Annotated in this window: 18 protein-coding genes and 1 tRNA gene; 4 read left to right on the top strand and 15 right to left on the bottom strand. The window is 65.4% G+C overall.

The window, feature by feature from the left end; all coding sequences use genetic code 11:
* Positions 1-15: 15 nt before the first annotated feature.
* The 11 genes from A5707_RS10540 to argS form a co-directional block, all read right to left on the bottom strand.
* Complete coding sequence (locus tag A5707_RS10540) at positions 16-669, bottom strand: L-threonylcarbamoyladenylate synthase (protein ID WP_065014433.1); 654 nt, start codon at positions 667-669, stop codon at positions 16-18.
* Positions 666-1514, bottom strand: a complete 849-nt coding sequence (gene prmC / locus A5707_RS10535) for a peptide chain release factor N(5)-glutamine methyltransferase (RefSeq protein ID WP_065014432.1) — start codon at positions 1512-1514, stop codon at positions 666-668. Before prmC ends, A5707_RS10540 begins: the two co-directional genes overlap by 4 nt.
* Positions 1511-2584, bottom strand: coding sequence for a peptide chain release factor 1 (gene prfA / locus A5707_RS10530; RefSeq protein ID WP_065014431.1), 1074 nt, complete (start codon positions 2582-2584; stop codon positions 1511-1513). The genes prmC and prfA overlap by 4 nt, the downstream gene beginning before the upstream one ends.
* 86 nt (positions 2585-2670) lie before the next feature.
* Complete coding sequence (gene rpmE / locus A5707_RS10525; RefSeq protein ID WP_065014450.1) at positions 2671-2928, bottom strand: 50S ribosomal protein L31; 258 nt, start codon at positions 2926-2928, stop codon at positions 2671-2673.
* 156 nt (positions 2929-3084) lie between these two features.
* Positions 3085-4692 (bottom strand): fatty-acid--CoA ligase FadD1, encoded by a 1608-nt coding sequence (gene fadD1, locus A5707_RS10520; RefSeq protein WP_065014449.1) that lies wholly within the window; start codon positions 4690-4692, stop codon positions 3085-3087.
* 81 nt (positions 4693-4773) lie between these two features.
* Positions 4774-6507: a transcription termination factor Rho gene (gene rho, locus A5707_RS10515; RefSeq protein WP_419866413.1), complete on the bottom strand. Its 1734-nt coding sequence runs from the start codon at positions 6505-6507 to the stop codon at positions 4774-4776.
* Positions 6508-6841: 334 nt separating this feature from the next.
* Positions 6842-7786, bottom strand: coding sequence for a homoserine kinase (thrB, locus tag A5707_RS10510; protein ID WP_065014429.1), 945 nt, complete (start codon positions 7784-7786; stop codon positions 6842-6844).
* Positions 7783-8874: a threonine synthase gene (thrC, locus tag A5707_RS10505; protein ID WP_065014428.1), complete on the bottom strand. Its 1092-nt coding sequence runs from the start codon at positions 8872-8874 to the stop codon at positions 7783-7785. Before thrC ends, thrB begins: the two co-directional genes overlap by 4 nt.
* Positions 8871-10196: a homoserine dehydrogenase gene (locus A5707_RS10500; protein ID WP_065014427.1), complete on the bottom strand. Its 1326-nt coding sequence runs from the start codon at positions 10194-10196 to the stop codon at positions 8871-8873. The genes thrC and A5707_RS10500 overlap by 4 nt, the downstream gene beginning before the upstream one ends.
* The gene (gene lysA / locus A5707_RS10495; RefSeq protein ID WP_197495302.1) at positions 10183-11529 is read right to left on the bottom strand and encodes a diaminopimelate decarboxylase; all 1347 of its coding nucleotides are present in this window, start codon (positions 11527-11529) and stop codon (positions 10183-10185) included. Before lysA ends, A5707_RS10500 begins: the two co-directional genes overlap by 14 nt.
* An 80-nt stretch (positions 11530-11609) precedes the next feature.
* Positions 11610-13262 (bottom strand): arginine--tRNA ligase, encoded by a 1653-nt coding sequence (argS, locus tag A5707_RS10490; RefSeq protein ID WP_065014425.1) that lies wholly within the window; start codon positions 13260-13262, stop codon positions 11610-11612.
* Between the two features lie 113 nt (positions 13263-13375).
* Between argS and A5707_RS10485 the strand changes: the two genes are divergently transcribed.
* Positions 13376-13448 (top strand) — tRNA-Arg (locus A5707_RS10485).
* 53 nt (positions 13449-13501) lie between these two features.
* On the opposite strand, the gene arsM is transcribed toward A5707_RS10485, so the two are convergent.
* Positions 13502-14293 (bottom strand): arsenite methyltransferase, encoded by a 792-nt coding sequence (arsM, locus tag A5707_RS10480; protein WP_065014448.1) that lies wholly within the window; start codon positions 14291-14293, stop codon positions 13502-13504.
* 88 nt (positions 14294-14381) lie between these two features.
* Between arsM and A5707_RS10475 the strand changes: the two genes are divergently transcribed.
* The gene (locus A5707_RS10475; RefSeq protein ID WP_065014424.1) at positions 14382-14789 is read left to right on the top strand and encodes an ArsR/SmtB family transcription factor; all 408 of its coding nucleotides are present in this window, start codon (positions 14382-14384) and stop codon (positions 14787-14789) included.
* Between the two features lie 89 nt (positions 14790-14878).
* Here A5707_RS10475 and A5707_RS10470 read toward each other — a convergent pair whose 3' ends face one another.
* The 3 genes from A5707_RS10470 to A5707_RS10460 all read right to left on the bottom strand — a co-directional run bounded on the left by A5707_RS10470 (position 14879) and on the right by A5707_RS10460 (position 17254).
* On the bottom strand, positions 14879-15160 hold the full coding sequence (locus A5707_RS10470; RefSeq protein WP_065014423.1) for a hypothetical protein: 282 nt from the start codon (positions 15158-15160) through the stop codon (positions 14879-14881).
* A gap of 66 nt (positions 15161-15226) precedes the next feature.
* Positions 15227-16312 carry a sulfite oxidase gene (locus tag A5707_RS10465; RefSeq protein WP_065014422.1) on the bottom strand — a complete coding sequence of 362 codons (1086 nt, stop codon included), beginning with the start codon at positions 16310-16312 and terminating at the stop codon, positions 15227-15229.
* 63 nt (positions 16313-16375) lie between these two features.
* Positions 16376-17254 (bottom strand): LLM class flavin-dependent oxidoreductase, encoded by an 879-nt coding sequence (locus A5707_RS10460; RefSeq protein ID WP_065014421.1) that lies wholly within the window; start codon positions 17252-17254, stop codon positions 16376-16378.
* Positions 17255-17293: 39 nt separating this feature from the next.
* Between A5707_RS10460 and A5707_RS10455 the strand changes: the two genes are divergently transcribed.
* Complete coding sequence (locus tag A5707_RS10455) at positions 17294-17707, top strand: VOC family protein (RefSeq protein WP_156657763.1); 414 nt, start codon at positions 17294-17296, stop codon at positions 17705-17707.
* A gap of 90 nt (positions 17708-17797) precedes the next feature.
* On the top strand, positions 17798-18184 hold the full coding sequence (locus A5707_RS10450) for a VOC family protein (RefSeq protein WP_065014447.1): 387 nt from the start codon (positions 17798-17800) through the stop codon (positions 18182-18184).
* Positions 18185-18321: the final 137 nt, after the last annotated feature.

Genomic DNA, 18321 nt, shown 5'->3' with positions numbered 1-18321 from the left:
AATAGCCCGAGCAGATTAGCCCGTCAAGCTGCTCGCATCGATCTCGAGCACCGCGGCGATAGCCTCGGCGGTGACCGGCCCCGGACGCACGATGCGCGGTGTGGGCGCCGTGAGGTCCAGGATCGTCGAGGCCGCCTGCTGGGCGGATGTGCCGGCGTCGAGATAGATCTCGACGAGATCTCCGAGCTGGCGACGGGCGTCGTCGGCGTCGACGGCGGGAGGGCTGCCGGAGACGTTGGCGCTGGACACCGCCATCGGCCCGACCTCGCGCAGTAATTCGATCGCCACCGGATGCAGCGGCATCCGCAGCATGACGGTGCCCCGGGCGTCACCGAGATCCCACTGCAGCGACGGGGCCTGCTGAATGACCAGGCTCAGCGCGCCGGGCCAAAACGCGCGGATCAGCGTCCGCACGTTCTGTGGAACGGTCAGGGCCAGGCCGTCGATGGTGTTCCAGGAACCGACCAGCACCGGCACCGGCATATCGCGTCCGCGGCGCTTGGCCGAAAGCAGCGCGGCCACCGCTGCTCCGTCGAACGCGTCAGCGCCGATCCCGTACACGGTGTCGGTCGGCAACACCACCAACCGGCCGTTTTTCACTGCCCCGGCCGCTGCCGCGATTCCGCGGGAACGCTGGTCTGGATCGGAGCAGTCGAAGAGCTCGCTCATGCGCCGCTCCTTTTGCGCGCGGTCACAAACCTCGGTCGGCCTGCCAGATCCTGTTGTGCTACGACATCGTCGAAAAGAGTTGTGTCGGACAGCAGTTGGGCAGTTTGGCGTGAGGTGGTGTCGTCGTGTTCGACCGCGAACAGACCGCCCGGACGCAGCCATCGTGCGGCAAGACCGACGACCGCGGAGATCACCGTCATGCCATCCGGGCCACCGAACACCGCGTGTGCCGGATCATGTTGAGAAATCTCAGGTTCCACTGGTGTGCCGTCGGGAACATAGGGCGGGTTGGCGACGACGAGATCGACCTGGCCGTCGAGCTCTGGAAGCAGGCCCGGGACGGTGACGTCGGCGCGCACGAGTTCAACCGCGGTGCCCGTGGAGTTCAGCCGCGCGTATTCGAGTGCCGTATCGGTGTCGTCGATTCCCAGCACCCGAGCCGTCGGCCAGTACCGCGACAGGGCGACGGCCAATGCTCCCGATCCGGTACAGATGTCGACGATGATCGGTTTGGCGGGAAGACGTTGTGCGATAGCCCATTCCAATAGAGCTTCGGTTTCGGGCCGCGGGACGAACACGCCAGGGCCGACACGAAGAGTTACCGGTCCGAAGTCCACGCTTCCGACGAGGTGCTGCAGCGGCACCCGGCGCGAACGCTCGGCGATGATCGCGTCGTAACGGGTGAAGAAATCGTCGTCGGGCGCCTCGAGCAGCGATAGCCGCCCCCGCTCGCTACCTACCACATGTGCGGCCAACTGTTCGGCATCGTAACGCGCAGAATCGATTCCGGCCTGTGCTAACGCAACGGCAGCGGAGTCGATCGCACGCCGCAGAGGAGTCGTCATGACTGTTGCAACCGGGCCTGACGGTCAGCAGCGCTCAGCGCGTCGAACAACGCGTCGAGGTCACCGTCGAGAACCTGGTCGAGATTGTGTGCCTTGAAACCGATTCGATGGTCGGTGACCCGGTTCTCCGGGAAGTTATAGGTGCGGATCCGCTCGCTGCGGTCCACCGTGCGGATCTGACTGGCCCGGTCGGCCGATGCGTCGGCCAATGCCTGTTCCTCGCGCATCGCCTGGAGGCGGGCCGCGAGGACCTGCAGGGCGCGGGCCTTGTTCTGCAGCTGGGACCGCTCGTTTTGGCAGGTGACCACGATGCCGGTGGGCAAGTGGGTGATTCGCACCGCGGAGTCGGTGGTGTTGACACCTTGGCCACCCTTGCCGGACGAGCGGTAGACGTCGATCCGCAGGTCCGATTCGTCGATCTGCACCTCGCCGACTTCCTCGGGTTCCGGATACACCAATACCCCGGCTGCCGAAGTGTGAACGCGTCCTTGGGATTCGGTCACCGGAACCCGTTGTACCCGGTGCACTCCGCCCTCGAACTTCATCCGCGACCACACGCCGTCGGCGGAGTCGCCCTTGCTGGCAATGGTTAAGGTGGCGTCTTTGTAGCCGCCCAGATCCGACGTGGTTTCGTCCAGCACGGTCACCGTCCAGCCGTGCCGTTCGGCGTAGCGGATGTACATCCGGGCCAGGTCGGCGGCGAAGAGGGCGGATTCTTCGCCGCCCTCCCCCGATTTGACCTCGAGCACGATGTCGTCGGCGTCGTGCGGGTCGCGCGGCGCCAGCATGTCGGCGAATTGGGTTTCCAGTTCGGCCGCCCGGGCTTCCAGGTCAGTGATTTCAGCGGCGAACGACTCGTCGGAAGCCGCCAGCTCCCGGGCGGTCTCTAAGTCGCCGCGCACTGTTTCCAGCTTGCGGTGAGTCGCCACGATCGGCGCCAACTGCGCAAACCGTCGACCGACTTTGCGGGCATCGGCGGGGTTGCTGTGCAGTTCGGGGTCGGCCAGCCGACGTTCGAGGTCGGCGTGTTCGGCCAGCAGTGCATCGATGGCTTGGACGCTTTGCGTCATGCTGGCCCCTTTCCGCGATGCCGCCGACCCGAACACAAAACGACGCCCGACCTGTGCGGGTTCCGCGACAGGTTCGGGCGTCGGTGCTACTTGTCGGCTTCAGCCTGCTCGGACTTGGCTTCCTTTTCGGCGCCGGCTTTGCGCTTGCCGTAGCGCTTCTCGAAGCGAGCCACCCGGCCGCCGCTGTCCAGGATCTTCTGCTTGCCCGTGTAGAACGGGTGGCACTGCGAGCAGACCTCGACCACGATGCGGCCGCTTTCCTTGGTGCTGCGGGTCTGGAACGTGTTGCCGCAACCGCAGACCACGGTGGTCTCGCCGTATGCGGGATGAATGTCAGATTTCATGATTTCCTCTTCGATCGTCGGCCGCCGGGTCGCCCGCATCACATCGGCGATGGGACGTGAACCGGAACCTGAGGTGTCGGCGGTTGATTATGCCAGGTCAGCCACCCTCATCCCAAACGCAGGGATGGTCCTGCGCATTCCCGGGCGCCGGTCGGGTCAACCGGCGCTGACCTGGCAATCGCCTCGGCGGTCCAGGACGGCATAGGCGTTGCCGCGTCCGATCCGGGCCCACAGCTGCCCGCCTTCCGGCGCGGCGCCGCGCGCCCGCAGCTCCCGTTTGAGGATCTTGTTGGTCGCCGTGCTGGGCAGGCTATCGGTGATCCAGACGTAACGCGGCCACGCTTTGGGCGACAAATCGGGTTGGTCGGCCAGAAACACGCCGAACTCCTCGGGCGTCAACTCGGCGTTGTCGGCGAGCACCACCGCGGCCATTACCTGGTCGCCGACCTGCTCGTCGGGGACGCCATACACCGCGACCTGGCTGATGGCCGGCACCCGTTGCAGGATGCGCTCGATGGGCGCCGTGGTCATGTTCTCGCCGTCGACGCGCAGCCACTCCCCGCTGCGCCCGGCGAAGTAGATCCAGCCCTGTTCGTCGCGGTAGGCCAGGTCACCCGACCAGAACATGCCGTGCCGCAGCCGCGCGTCGGTGGCATCGGGGTCGTTGTAATAGCCGGCGAATAGCCCGGCGCCGGACGTGTTCACCAGTTCGCCGACCGCTTCTTCGGCGTTGGTCAGGGCGCCGTCGTCGTCGAAGGTGGCCACCGGGCATTCGCTGTGGGTGTCGGGGTTGTAGATGGCGACGCCCGGAAAGCCGCGGCCCAGCGAACCGGGCGGGCACCCGTCCTCGCGGATGATGATGATGGCGCCCTCGGTGGAGCCGAAGCCGTCCCACACCGTGCAATCGAAGCGGCGGCTGAACTCGGCGATGTCGCGATCGCTGGCCTCGTTGCCGAATGCGACGCGAAGCGGGTTGTCGTGATCGTCGGGTTGCTCGGGCGTGGCCAGCACGTAGGCCAGTGGCTTGCCGACGTAGTTCATGTAGGTCACGCCGTACCGGCGAAGGTCGGGCAGCAAACCGGATGCCGAAAAGGTGGCGGGCACCATCGCCGCACCGGAGCCGGTTGCCACGCTCCAGCCGGCCAGTAACGCGTTGGAGTGGAACAGCGGCATCGACAGATAGCAGACGCCGGAAGCGTCGACCCCGAACCGCTCGATCAGCGACGCGCCGGCGAACAGCACGGTCAGATGCATGACCTGTACCGCCTTGGGTTCGCCGCTGGTCCCCGAGGTGAAGATCATCATGAAGGTGTCGGTCGGCGCGACCTCCCGATAAGGGGTCAGGGTGTCGGCCGCGCCCCGAACCGCCGACCAGTCGCTGCTCGAGGTGTCCAGCACCCGCACTCCGGGCAGGTCCAGACCGTCGAGCAGTGGGCGGTGTGCGGCATCGGTGAGCAGTATCTGGCAATCGGCGCGCAGGATGTCTCTGGTCAGGGCGTCACCGCGGCGGGTGTCGTTGATGCCGCACAACACGTAACCGCCCAGCGCGGCGGCCGCCATGGCAGTGAGCATCTCCGGGGTGTTGCCCAGCAATGCACCGACGTGCAGCGGTCGCTCGGGATCGGCGATGCCGATCAGCGCGGCGGCGGCCGCCGAGGCATCCGCCAGATGTTCACGCCAGGTCCACACCCGGTCGCCGTATTTCACCGCGGGAGCGTCGTCGGCAACCCGTTCGCGAAGCAGTTGCTGAAGAGTGTCCGCCACGGATTCGCACATTACCGACGCGGCGTCGATTGCTGGGCGGTACGGCGATGCGCTTCGCCCGCGTTGATGTGCTACGTCCGGTTAGTCGTTGTCCATTCCGGGCGTCGTCTTCGACACCTGCACCAGGAACTCGTAGTTGGTCTTGGTCTTGCGCAGCTGCGACATCAACAAGTCGATGGCCTGGTGGGAATCCAGCCCCGAGAGCACGCGGCGTAGCTTGTGCACAATTCCGAATTCGTCGGGCGACAGCAGCAGTTCGTCTTTGCGCGTACCCGACGGGTTCACGTCGACTGCCGGGAACACCCGTCGTTCAGAGATCTTGCGGTCCAGCTTGAGTTCGGCGTTACCGGTGCCCTTGAACTCCTCGAAAATGACTGTGTCACCAGTGGATCCGGTCTCCACCATCGCGGTGGCGATGATCGTCAGCGATCCGCCTTCTTCGATGTTGCGGGCCGCGCCGAGGAAACGCTTCGGCGGATACAGCGCCGTGGAGTCGACACCACCGGAGAGGATGCGGCCCGATGCCGGAGACGCGTTGTTGTAGGCGCGGCCGAGGCGGGTGATCGAGTCGAGCAGCACGACGACGTCCTTGCCCTGCTCCACGAGCCGCTTGGCGCGCTCAATCGCCAACTCGGCCACCGACGTGTGGTCTGACGGCGGCCGGTCGAAGGTGGAGGCAATGACCTCCCCCTTGACCGAACGCGTCATGTCGGTGACCTCCTCAGGTCGCTCGTCGACGAGCACGACCATCAGGTGGCATTCCGGATTGTTCTTGGTGATCGCATTCGCGATGTCCTGCAGGATCGTGGTTTTACCGGCCTTGGGCGGCGACACGATCAGCGCGCGCTGGCCTTTACCGATCGGCATGATCAAATCGATCACCCGAGTGGTCAGCCGTTCGGGGGTGGTTTCCAGACGAAGCCGCTGGTTGGGATACAACGGGGTCAACTTGGAGAAATCGGGGCGCTTCTTGGCGTCCTCGACCGGCCCGCCGTTGACGCTGTCCAACCGGACCAACGGGTTGAACTTCTGCCGTTGGTTGGGTTGTTCGCCGTCCTTGGGTAGCCGCACAGCGCCGGTCACCGCGTCGCCGCGCCGTAAACCGTTCTTGCGCACCATATTCATCGAGACGTAGACGTCGTGCGGACCGGCCAGATAGCCGGACGTGCGCACGAACGCGTAGTTGTCGAGCACGTCGAGGATGCCGGCCACCGGCTGGACGACGTCGTCCTCGCGCAGTTCGGCTTCGGCCCCGTCGCCCGAGCGTTCGCCACGACGCCGCCGTTCCCGGAACCGGCGGCCCCGTCGGCCCTGGCGCCCGTCGCCGTCGTCGTCGCTGCCGCGGTTCTGCTGCCCGCCGCCGTCTCGCTGGCCTTGCTCGCCGGCTTTATCCGATTCGCGCTCGTCGGCTTTGGTGCTCTGTTGATCACGTCCGCGCTTGTCGGCGTCGTCCTGCTCGGATTTGTCGCTCTGTTGCTCGGGCGCGTCGTTGGCGGGTGATCCCGCTTGGCGTGATGCGCCGCGGCGTTCCCGGCGCGGTGCCTCGGACTCAGTGGAGGCTGCGGTTGAGTCGATCGAGTTGTCGTCGGATTTGCCGCTATCGCTGTCCGGCGCACCGTTGGTGTGCCCGCGGCTTTCCCGGATCGCGGCAATCAGTTCGTTCTTGCGCATCCCGGAGGTGCCTTTGACACCGACCCGATTGGCCAGTGCACGCAGTTCGGGCAGCACCATCGTCGACAGTGAACCGTCCGACTCTTTTTTGGCATCCACCGCCGACGTGGCTTCGTCTGAGGCGGCGGGAGTGTTTGTGGTCACGGAATTCGACAGCTTCTGGTCGTCAGTGCTGTCGCCAGCCGTGATGAGGTCCGTATCAGTCACGGATTTCCTTTCTTTCCCTCGCTGATCAGATCACGCGAGGGGTTCGTAGCATTCAGCCAAATCGCCGAGTGCTGCCAACCATCGACTCTGCAACGGTGATCACCACGATCGGCGGTATATATGGCGAACCATCGTCCATGAGAAGAATTGGTGGTTGTCCTAGCCGCAATCCAGTATTGATGCAGATGCAGATGCTGCGATTGGCTGGACGGCTCCGAGGATAACCCGCTTTGTGGTCGGAAGCAAGAAACTCCGCTCTGGCCTGTTGGGGTCAATTGGAGGCGGCAACGCCGGCGCTCCAGCGAACTCCGTCGCCGACGGTCATCTCGCTGACAGCGAACCCGTTGACGAGGCCATATTCGAGGGCCTCAGCGGGCAACTCCGGCTCCGTGCTCAACGCGATCACCGCAGGTCCGGCACCGGAAAGCACGGCTGGAATACCACAACGCCGCAATAAGCGTAGGTATTCCGCTGAGGTCGACATCGCGGGGGCCCGCTGCGGCTGGTGCAGCACATCCTCAGTGGCCAGCATCAGCAGATCGGGCCGCTCCGTCAGCGCGACTACCAACAGTGCTGCGCGGCTGATGTTGAAGCGGGCGTCATCGTGGCTGACCTGCGTGGGAAGCAACATCCGCGTCTCGGCGGTGGAGGAGCGATCTTCGGGAATCGCGGGAAACAGGTGGATGTCGGGGTGGAGTCGCAGCCGTACCGCCGCGAAGCCCGGCGGGTTGCAGCTGCGGTCGATCCACGACACCACTGCGCCACCTAGCACCGAGGCCGCCGCGTTGTCGGGATGACCTTCGAATTCCGACGCCAGTTGGATGAGCTGATCCTGGCTTAGCGGCGTCGAATCCGCTTGCGCCAGAAGGCCATTAACCGATGCTAGGCCGCCGACCACGGCCGCCGCCGATGAACCGAGACCCCGCGAGTGTGGAATGACGTTGCGGCACCGCACGACCAAGCCGGGCGCGCTGACGCCCGCCGCCCGCAGTCCGCACCGGATGGCTCGGACCACCAGGTGATGCGCGTCCCGGGGAAGCTGGTCGGCATCTTGGCCCTCGACCTCAATCTGAACGCCGGAATCCGTTGTCTCGACGATGATTTCGTCGTAGACACTCAACGCCAAGCCGATGCTGTCGAAGCCCGGGCCAAGGTTGGCGCTGGACGCCGCAACGGTGGCGGTTGCCAGCAGCCCGGCCGGCAGCATTTGTGTCATGCGAGTCCCAACTTCGCGACCACGGCCACCGGGTCCACCGGCACGGCCGAGACGCTCGGCATGTCCTTCAGCGCGGTGTCCGGATCCTTGAGGCCATTGCCGGTCACGGTACATACCACCGTCGATCCACGCGACACCCAGCCGTCCTCGATGGATTTGAGCAGTCCGGCGATGCTGGCAGCAGACGCGGGTTCGACGAAGATCCCTTCGGCGCGCGCCACCAGGTGATAGGCCGCCAGAATCTCGTCATCGGTGGCGGCCAGGAAGCGTCCGTTGGATTGTTGTTGCGCCTCGACGGCCGAGGACCACGACGCGGGCGAGCCGATCCGGATCGCCGTCGCGATGGTGTCCGGGTGACGCACCGGCTCCCCCAACACCAGCGGCGCCGCGCCGGCCGCCTGGGTGCCCAACATTCGCGGCAGTTTATCGGTGATGCCCTGGCGGTGGTATTCGTTGTAGCCCTTCCAATACGCGGTGATGTTGCCCGCGTTGCCGACGGGGAGCGCGTGTACGTCCGGCGCGCTGCCCAACGCATCGACGATTTCGAAGGCGGCCGTTTTCTGTCCTTCGATGCGTACCGGGTTGACAGAGTTGACCAAGGAGATCGTCGGGAAGTCTGCCGCCATCTTGCGGGCAAGTTCCAGACAGTCGTCGAAGTTGCCGTCGATTTGAATGATCTTGGCGCCGTGCATCACCGCCTGAGCCAGCTTGCCCATCGCGATTTTGCCCTGCGGTATCAACACCGCACAGGTGATGCCCGCGCGCGCAGCGTATGCGGCCGCCGAGGCCGAGGTGTTGCCGGTCGACGCGCACAGCACGGCCTGCTGGCCGCGGGCCACCGCATCGGTGACCGCCATCGTCATGCCGCGGTCTTTGAACGAACCGGTTGGGTTGAGGCCCTCGACCTTCAAATGCACTGTGCAGCCGGTCTGCTCGGACAGCGTGGTCGCGTGGATCAACGGGGTGCCGCCCTCGAGCAACGTGACGGGCGTCCAGTCATCGCCGACCGGCAAGCGGTCGCGGTAGGCGGCAATCACGCCCGGCCAGGGCCGGTGCGTACCGGTTTTGGCGGTGCTCGTGGGACTCATGCGCTGGTTCCTTCCAGTCGCAGCACGCTGGCCACGGCCTGGACTGCATCCAGATCGGCCAGTGCGGCGACAGTTTCCGACAATGCGCTGTCGTTGGCCCAGTGGGTCACGACCACGACGCGTGCTCCAACCCGCTGGCCGTCGTCGTCGACGACGCCTTCCTGGCGGACCTCGGCGATACTGACTTCGCGTTTGGCGAACTCAGCTGCGACGGACGAGAGTACGCCCGGCTCGTCGGTGACGTTCATCCTGACGTAATAGCGAGTCGAGATGAGGCCCATCGGGGCGATCGGCAGCTGGGCATAGCGGGACTCACGCGGGCCGCGGCTGCGCATTACCCGGTTGCGCGCGGCCATCACCAAGTCGCCGGTCACCGCCGACGCCGTCGGCGTCCCGCCGGCGCCCTGACCGTAGAACATCAGCCGCCCGGCGGCTTCGGCTTCCACGACGACGGCGTTGAATGCTCCGTTGACCGTGGCCAGCGGATGCTCGAACGGCACCAGCGCTGGATACACCCGTGCGGATACCCGTTGCTTTTCGCCCGGGGGAGTAACGCGTTCGCAGATCGACAACAGCTTGATGGTGCAGCCCAGGGCCCGTGCGGCCGCGAAGTCGTCCGGGGTGATCTTGGTGATGCCTTCACGGTAGACGTCATCGGCGGTAACGCGGGTGTGGAAGGCGATCGACGCCAAGATCGCGGCCTTGGCGGCGGCGTCGTAGCCTTCGACGTCGGCGGTGGGGTCGGCCTCGGCATAGCCCAGCGCGCTCGCGTCGGACAGAGCACTCGCGTAATCGGCACCGGTCGAATCCATCTCGGAGAGGATGTAGTTGGTGGTGCCGTTGACGATGCCGGCCACCCGTTGCACGGTGTCGCCGGCCAGCGACTGGGTCAGCGGGCGGATGACCGGGATCGCACCGGCCACCGCCGCCTCGAAATACAGGTCCACGTTGGCGCTTTCGGCCGCCTGCGCCAACTCCCCGGTGGAGGTCGACAGCAGGGCCTTGTTGGCGGTGACGACAGACTTGCCACGCTCGAGCGCGGTCAGGATCGCCTTACGGGCCGGTTCGACCGGCCCCATCAGTTCGATGACGATGTCGACGTCTTCACGCGAGACCAGTTCTTCGACATTGTCGGTGAGCAACTCGACCGGCACACCCCGGTCGGCGGCGACCCGTCGCACGCCAATACCGCGCAGCACCAGCGGCGCGCCGATCCGGGCCGCGAGGTCCTCGGCACTGTCTTCGATGATCCGGACGACTTCGCTGCCGACGTTTCCCAGTCCCAGTACCGCTACCCCGACTGGCGTTTCAACTCCGCTCACGACTCACCTCCAGACACAGTAGATCGTCGACCGTCTCGCGGCGCAGAATCAGCCGAGCTTGCCCGTCGCGCACCGCCACAACCGCGGGACGGCCAATCAGGTTGTAGCGACTCGACAGCGAATAGCAATACGCGCCGGTCGCTGCGACGGCCACCAGGTCACCTGGCCGCAAGTCGGCAGGCACCCAGGTGTCGCGGACGACGATATCTCCACTCTCACAATGCTTTCCGACGACGCGGGCCAGTGTCGGCGGGGCGTCGCTGGCGCGGGAGACCAGCCGGACGTCGTACTCGGCCCCGTAGAGAGAGGTGCGGATGTTGTCGCTCATGCCGCCGTCGACGCTGACGTAACAGCGGTGCGCAGTCGCGCTCACATCGACGTTCTTGACGGTGCCGACCTCGTAGAGGGTAATGGTTCCCGGCCCGGCGATGGCACGTCCCGGTTCGACGATGAGCCGCGGTGCGGGCAAGCCGACCGCCGCCGATTCGTGGTGCACGATGGTACTGAGCTTGGCGGCCAGATCTTGTATCGGCGGCGGATCGTCGGGCGGGAGATACGAGATACCCAGTCCACCACCAAGATCGACGATGGACATCTGCGTGGTCTTGTCGACGCCGAACTCAGCCACCACGTCGCGCAGCAGCCCGATGACGCGGTGCGCGGCCAGCTCGAACCCGCCGACGTCGAAGATTTGCGACCCGATGTGACTGTGCAGGCCGACAAGCCTGAGGTGATCGGCGGCAAAGACCCGGCGCACCGCGGCCATCGCCGCACCGTTGGCCAGTGAGAGGCCGAACTTCTGGTCCTCGTGTGCCGTGGAGATGAATTCGTGGGTGTGGGCCTCGACGCCGACGGTGACCCGGACCAGAACGTCCTGAACGACACCGGCCTCACCGGCGATCGCGTCGAGGCGCTCGATCTCGGTCATCGAGTCCAGCACGACATGGCCGATTCCGGCCTTGACCGCCGCGGTCAACTCGGCCACCGATTTGTTGTTGCCGTGCAGGGCGATCCGCTCAGCGGGGAAATTGGCATGCAATGCGACGGCCAGCTCTCCGCCAGTGCACACGTCGAGCGACAGTCCCTCTTCGTTGATCCAGCGTGCGACCTCGGTGCACAGGAACGCCTTGGCGGCGTAGTGCACGTTGGCTCCGCCGCCGAATGCGGCCGCGATCTCTTGGCACCGGGACCGGAAGTCGTCTTCGTCGATGATGAATAGCGGTGTGCCGTATTCGCGTGCCAGCTCGGTCACTTTCGTCCCAGCGAGACTGACTACGCCGTCGTCGCTGCGAACTGCGTTGCGCGGCCACACATTCGACGCCAGCTGCAGCATCTCCTGTGCGGATTGCGGCTGCGGCGGCGCGCTGGCGTGATGGCTTTCTTCGGCGTGCCTCGGGCCGGCCGGATGCGCGTTCACATTCGCTCCGGAGCGCTGACACCCAGGATGGCCAAACCGTTGGCGATGACCTGGCGGGTGGCCTGACACAGCGCGAGCCGTGCGGTGTGCAGATCGGTGGGTTCCTCGTCGCCTTGCGGCAACACCCGGCACGAGTCGTAAAAGCGGTGGTAGTCGCCGGCGAGGTCTTCCAGGTAGCGGCACACCCGGTGCGGTTCCCGTAGTGCGGCCGCGGTTTTCAGCACCCGCGGGAATTCGCCGAGGCTGCGGATCAGTGTGCCTTCTTTGTCGTGAGTGAGCAGCTCGAGGTGGCCGGTGCCGGGGATCAGGCCCAGTTCGGCGGCGTTGCGAGCCAACGCGGAGAGCCGAGCATGCGCGTATTGCACGTAATAGACCGGGTTTTCGTTGGACGCCGACGACCACAGCGCCAGGTCGATATCGATCGGGGTATCGACCGAGGACCGGATCAGGCTGTAGCGCGCGGCGTCGACGCCGATGGCCTCCACCAAGTCGTCGAGGGTGATCACGGTGCCGGCGCGCTTGCTCATCTTCACAGGCTGGCCGTCGCGGACGAGGTTGACCATCTGGCCGATGAGGACTTCGACGGCGGCCGGATCGTCGCCGAACGCCGCCGCGGCGGCCTTCAGCCGGGAGATGTAGCCGTGGTGGTCGGCGCCGAGCATGTAGATGCACAAGTCGAAACCGCGCTGCCGCTTGTCCAAGTAGTAGGCAAGGTCGCCGGCGATGTAGGCGGGCCGACCGTCGCTTTTGATGACAACGCGATCCTTGTCGTCACCAAATGCGCTGGTGCGCAACCATGTTGCGCCGTCCTTCTCGTAGATGTTGCCGTTAGCGCGGAGTTTGTCGATGGCTTGGGCGACGCGGCCGCTGCTGTGCATCGACTCTTCGTGGGTGTAGACGTCGAAGTCGGTGCCGAAGTCGTGCAGCGACTCCTTGATGTGGGTGAACATCAAATCGACGCCGATCGCCCGGAAGGTTTCGTGCTGTTGGGCTTCTGCTTGGCTGAGCGCGCCGGGGGCTTTTTCAAGCACCTGGGCGGCGATGTCGTTGATGTAGCTGCCCGCGTAGCCGTCCTCGGGCGTCGGCTCTCCCTTGGCTGCGGCGATCAGCGAGTTGGTGAACCGGTCGATCTGTGCGCCGTGGTCGTTGAAGTAGTACTCACGGGTGACGTGGGCGCCCTGCGTGGTCAGCAACCGGCCCAGGGCGTCGCCGACGGCGGCCCAGCGGGTGCCACCGATGTGGATGGGTCCGGTGGGGTTGGCCGAGACGAACTCCAGGTTGACGCGGTGGGTGGCCTGGGTGTCGGAGTGGCCGTAGGCCGCGCCGGCGTCGATGACGTTGTTGACGATGACGCCCTGCGCCGAGGCGTCCAAGCGCAGATTGATGAAGCCGGGTCCGGCTACCTCGGCCGAGGCGATGCCGTCTTGTTGCTTGAGCGCATCGGCGAGCCAGCCGGCGAGCTCACGGGGGTTGGCGCCGACCTTCTTGGCGAGTTGCAACGCCAGGTTGCTGGCGTAGTCGCCGTGCTCGGGGTTACGCGGCCGCTCAACCGTCACTGCGTCGGGCAACGCGGCAGCATCGAGCCCGTGCTCGGCCAGCACCGCGGTAGCGGTGGCCTTGAGCAACTGGGCCAGGTCGGCGGGGGTCACGAGGGTCCATCCTATTGGCTGGGGTGCCTGGGCCCCGAATCGCTCCGGTCGTCGGTCAGCCGCTTTGATGGGTTAGTCTGTCGGAGCCCCACGGCGCAGCATGTCACGCGTGCGCCCCCGTAGCTCAGGGGATAGAGCGTCTGCCTCCGGAGCAGAAGGCCGCAGGTTCGAATCCTGCCGGGGGCACTATCGTCGTCGCAGGTCAGAGGTGTTTCACGGTTCGAATCAACCTGACGCGGTCACTCGCCAGACGATTTGACGGACTTGGTGGCGCGAATGATCGCGGCGTGCATTCCGTCGGCGACTTGGTGAGTGAAAGTGACTGAGGCATCGGTGAATCCGGCCGCGGCGAGGCCGTCGAGGTACTCCTGCTTGGACAGGGCTCCGGCGATGCAGCCGAAGTAGGAGCCGCGCTCGGCGCGCTCGGGTCGAGTCAGATGGTCCTCCGCGACAACGTCGGAAATCCCGATCCGGCCACCGGAAACCAGGACCCGGAACATTTCGGCGAGCACGGCCGCTTTATCCACCGACAAGTTGATAACGCAATTGGAGATCACTACGTCGACGGCAGCGTCAGGCAACGGAATGTCCTCGATGGTGCCCTTGCGGAATTCGACGTTGGTGACGCCGGCTTTCGCTTTGTTCGCTTCGGCAAGGGCCAGCATCTCGTCGGTCATATCGACGCCGTAGGCGAACCCGTCCGGCCCGACGCGCTGCGCCGAGAGCAGAACGTCGATTCCACCCCCAGAGCCCAAATCAAGGACACGTTCGCCCTGGTGAAGCTCAGCGACCGCGGTCGGGTTGCCACAACCTAGGCTCGCTGCAACAACCTCGGCGGGTAACTCGGAATGTTCACCAGCGCTGTATAAGCCGGCGCCGAAAGTGTCGTTGAGGTCCGCCGAGCCGCCCGACGCGCAACAGCTCTCCGCAGTCAGCACGTCGTTGTTCGTGGCGCCGGTGCTCACCGCCGTCGCGGCGGCGGCGTAGCGCTCCCGTACTTGCTCGCGGAGTTCCGCGCCGTCGGTCGCCATTTCCATTCTCCTTCACATCGATGTTTGTCGATGTGATGAGGGTGGCGCATTCATCGATGGTTGTCAATGGGTATGGCAGAATCGGCGCATGGCACGCACTGCTACCCCCACGAGTGCGAATTCATCGCTCGTCGCCGACATGGCGGCGTGCTGCAGCCCGCTCACCGGTGCGGTGCTGGACAGTGCGGCCGCCGAACGGTTGGCCGCAGTGCTCAAAGCGCTTGCCGAGCCGACGCGGCTGCGCCTGGTATCCCTGATCGCGGCGCATGAGGGCGCCGAGGCGTGTGTCTGCGAGCTGACCGACCCCGTGGGTCTATCGCAGCCGACCGTGTCGCACCATTTGAAGATCCTCGTCGAGGCCGGGCTGATCGAACGGGAGCAGCGCGGTAAGTGGGCGTACTACCGGCTCGTGCCAGACGTGTTGGACATGCTGGCCGACACGCTAGGAAGCGCCACTCGCCAACACCATCGGGTGCGAGCTGCTGGAGAATCCTGACCGGGACTGAGCTGCTGGTGGCGACCGCTATGGTCACCGGCTCCGCGACATCGAATACGCGAAAGTGCAGCAGATATCAACGCGCAGCGTCACCGCGCGGCGGAGTCAGTCTCTTGGCGTCCGCGAATCTCTCGTCGTAACGCGATGATCTGCTTTTCCAGTTCGAAGATCGCCGTGCTGGTGTGACGGATCGCGACCAACATGACGACGAGTAGCTTGAGCGGGTTGCGCCCGGCTTTCACGCCCAGATCAGCCAGCGCGTCGCGAAGCCCGCGGCTGGTCACTGCCTCCGGATCGAGTTCGTAGTTGCGAATTTGGCTGAAACTTTGGTGTTCCGGGTTGTCCTCGTCGGGCTGTTCACCTTTTTTCATAACACCCGACCGTAGAGCAGGACACGACTAAGGCAGGGCGGTTTGGAGCCAACACCAGCGTGTCGATTACGTGATGTCGAGGTGGACGCGGGGCCAGGAATTGTTCGCGTAACCCTTCGGGTTCCAGAGCGACGCAGCCGATTCGGGGTGGGTCGCACCCGTCGCGTCCCACACGCGGGCCATCACCGTCAACGGTCCCGGCCCCGCCGTCACGGTCACCGACCAGTGCTGCCACGCCCATCGGCTCACCGGCGGATTGAGGTCGGCTTGGCGCCAGCTGCGGCCCTCATCGATCGACACGTCAACTCGGGCGATGCCGTGATCACCGTCGGCGAAGGCGTATCCATGAACTGTCAGCGCTCCGCCGGGAATTCGGTCACCATCGGTGGGAGCCAGAATGTCGCAATTCAGCACCACCGACGACAACGAAATGCCTTCCCCCGGTTCGGCGCTGTCGGGGTCGCGGTCGGCGGGCAGCAGCCGGTATGCGACCGCCTGAAAATAGTTCTGCGACGGCGCCTCTTGCACCGTGACGCTGTCGATCCACTTCACGCTGCGAGCTCCGATGTATCCCGGCACGACCACCCGCACCGGGCCGCCGTGGATCCGTGGCAGCGGCTGATCATTCATCTCCCATGCCAGCAGGACTTCGTCGGACATGGCCTTGTCCAACGGAATCGAACCACCGAAAACCTGAGCCGGCGACGCTATCGGCGACCTGTCCGGAGCGGCGAAGGCGACGTGCAAGCCGCGGTCACGGCGGGCAGCGGCAGCGTCGAGCACGTCTGCGAGCGCGACGCCGCGCCATACCGCCGTCGAGGTCGCGCCCGAGCCCCACGGATCCTCACCGGCAACGTGGCGGATCTCGTTGAACCCGGCGCGCCGGTTGCCCGCGCACTGCAGGGTGGCAACCACTGTGTGGACCTTGAAAGCGCTGGTCAGCTCCTCGAAGCCCAAGCTCAGCGGTTTGGCGACGAGTCCGTCGACACTCAGACGCCAGGACTGGGCAGGGATGTCGGGAATCGGGCCGTGATTGCGACAGTAGAACGTATCCAGCGGGGTGATCTCGCTTCTGGCCAGCTCGGCGGCCGCAGCTTCAGCGTTGAACGGGCAGCGCTCGTGCACGATGGTGGCCGCGCTCTTACCCCACATCTGTCCAGCTTGCCGCAAGATCGCGGTTTGCTGCGCAGTCTTGACGCGAGTCGCGAATCTCGCCTAAAGCGCAGCTGCCACGTCTGCGGCTCGCCGAAGTTGGTCGAGGTCGGAACTGGTTGGGATGAGTTGGATTTCGTCGGTGCCGATGGCCTCGAAGCTGCGCAGCACCGCGAGCAGTTCTTCCTCGCTACCGGCGAACCCCGTCGCGGGTGCCATCGCATCGACGTACTCCGCCGGTATCCAGTTCATGTAGCGGCGCAGGTGCCGGTGCACCTGATCACGCGCCTCCGAGCCGGACCCGAGTGCGAACCAGAACGACGTCGTCAAGTGGGGTTCGGGTTTGTTGGCCTCGGCCCAGGCGGCCCGTCCCACGTCGAACAGTTCGTTCTGCTTTCTGGCGTCGAGGTCCAGTGTGGTGCCGGCCAGACCGTCAGCCCAGGCGGAAGCGCTGCGGATGGTCTTGGGTCCGATGCTCCCGATCAGCAGCGGCGGCCCACCTGGCTGCACCGGTGAGGGTCCGACGGGCAGCACGGACTCGGTGATCTTCTCGCCGGCCCACACCCGCTTCATGATCGCCACCCGCTCGGCCATGCCGCGCATCGTTTGCGTCGCCACGTCTGCGCCCACCGCCTGATAATCCTCGTGGCGGCCGCCTATCCCGATACCGACGACTAGGCGGCCACCGCACAGCATGTCCCCCGTGGCCAGCGCCTTGGCCAGCATCACCGGGTCATGCAGCTGCGGCACGATGACCGTCGTCACCAACCGGGCTCGATCGGTCCACGCGGCCAGCGCACCCAGCAGGGTCAACGTTTCGGGGTTTTCGAACGCGATCCGCTCGCCCCAGCACAGCGATGAGAACGGGCCCTCGTCGATCGCCTGCGCCCAGGCCGCGAGCACGCCCGCATCCAAATTCGGCTCCATCACCGGCATCGTCATTGCTATCTGCACGACCGTGATTCTGGCAGCATGTCTCGGGTGGGCATCACCACCACCTCTATTGCACACCTTCGGCTCACCGTGACCGATATCGAGCGATCCCGCCAGTTCTACGAGAGTGTGTTCGGTTGGCCTGTTTTGCTCGAGGTACCCGACAACGCCGGGGCCGCGACCCGCAACCAGCTCGGGTTCCTGTTCGGTGGCGTCATCTACGATTTGGGCGGTGCGTTGATCGGTTTACGCCCGGTTGCGAACGACCGCTTTGACGAGGACCGCGTCGGCTTGGACCATCTCGCTTTCCGGGCCGCCAGCAAGGACGAATTAGATGCTGCGGCTGAGCATCTCGACGATTTGGGTATCGCCCACGAGCCGGTCAAGGACATCGGACCGTCGTACATCCTGGAGTTCCGCGATCCGGACAACATCGCCTTGGAGTTGACCGCCCCGAAGTAGTCGACACCCTCCGCGAGCGTGCGAAGAATGACATCAGATACGGCGTGTCGACGTACAAACACGCACGCTCGCGGAGATATGGAGAAGCAAATGCCGATTGCGTTCAACCACACCATCGTCGCGGCCCGCGACAAGCGGGAGTCCGCGACGTTTCTCACCGAATTGTTCGGGCTGCCCGATCCGGTACCGTTCGGACACTTTTTGAGCGTCCGACTCGAGCACGGCGCCGACCTCGACTATTCCGAGGTGCCCGACGGCGCGGAGATCCATCCACAGCACTACGCGTTCCTGGTTTCTGAAGAGGACTTCGACGCGATCTACGGCAAGATCCAGTCGCGCGGGTTGCAGCACTGGGCGGATCCCCGAGGCCAGCGGCCCGGCGAGATCAACCGCAACGATGGCGGTCGCGGCGTGTACTTCCAAGACCCCAGCGGCCATTTTCTGGAGATCATCACCCGGCCATACGGTTCGGGCTAAGCGCTCGGTGCGCGAGCGACGCGAGCGTGCGCAAAACCGGCTTTTGACTCGGCGTGTCGGCCGGGGACACATTGCTCCTATGTCAAGCGGCTGCGTGAAGGTCGGGTTGGCGGGTTTGGTGGTCGGCGTGTAGGCGA

It is taken from the genome of Mycobacterium kyorinense (assembly GCF_001672775.1).
Lineage (GTDB): Bacteria > Actinomycetota > Actinomycetes > Mycobacteriales > Mycobacteriaceae > Mycobacterium > Mycobacterium kyorinense_A.
The sequence above is the reverse complement of the archived record's forward strand: the minus strand, read 5'-3'. Positions and strand labels throughout refer to the sequence as shown.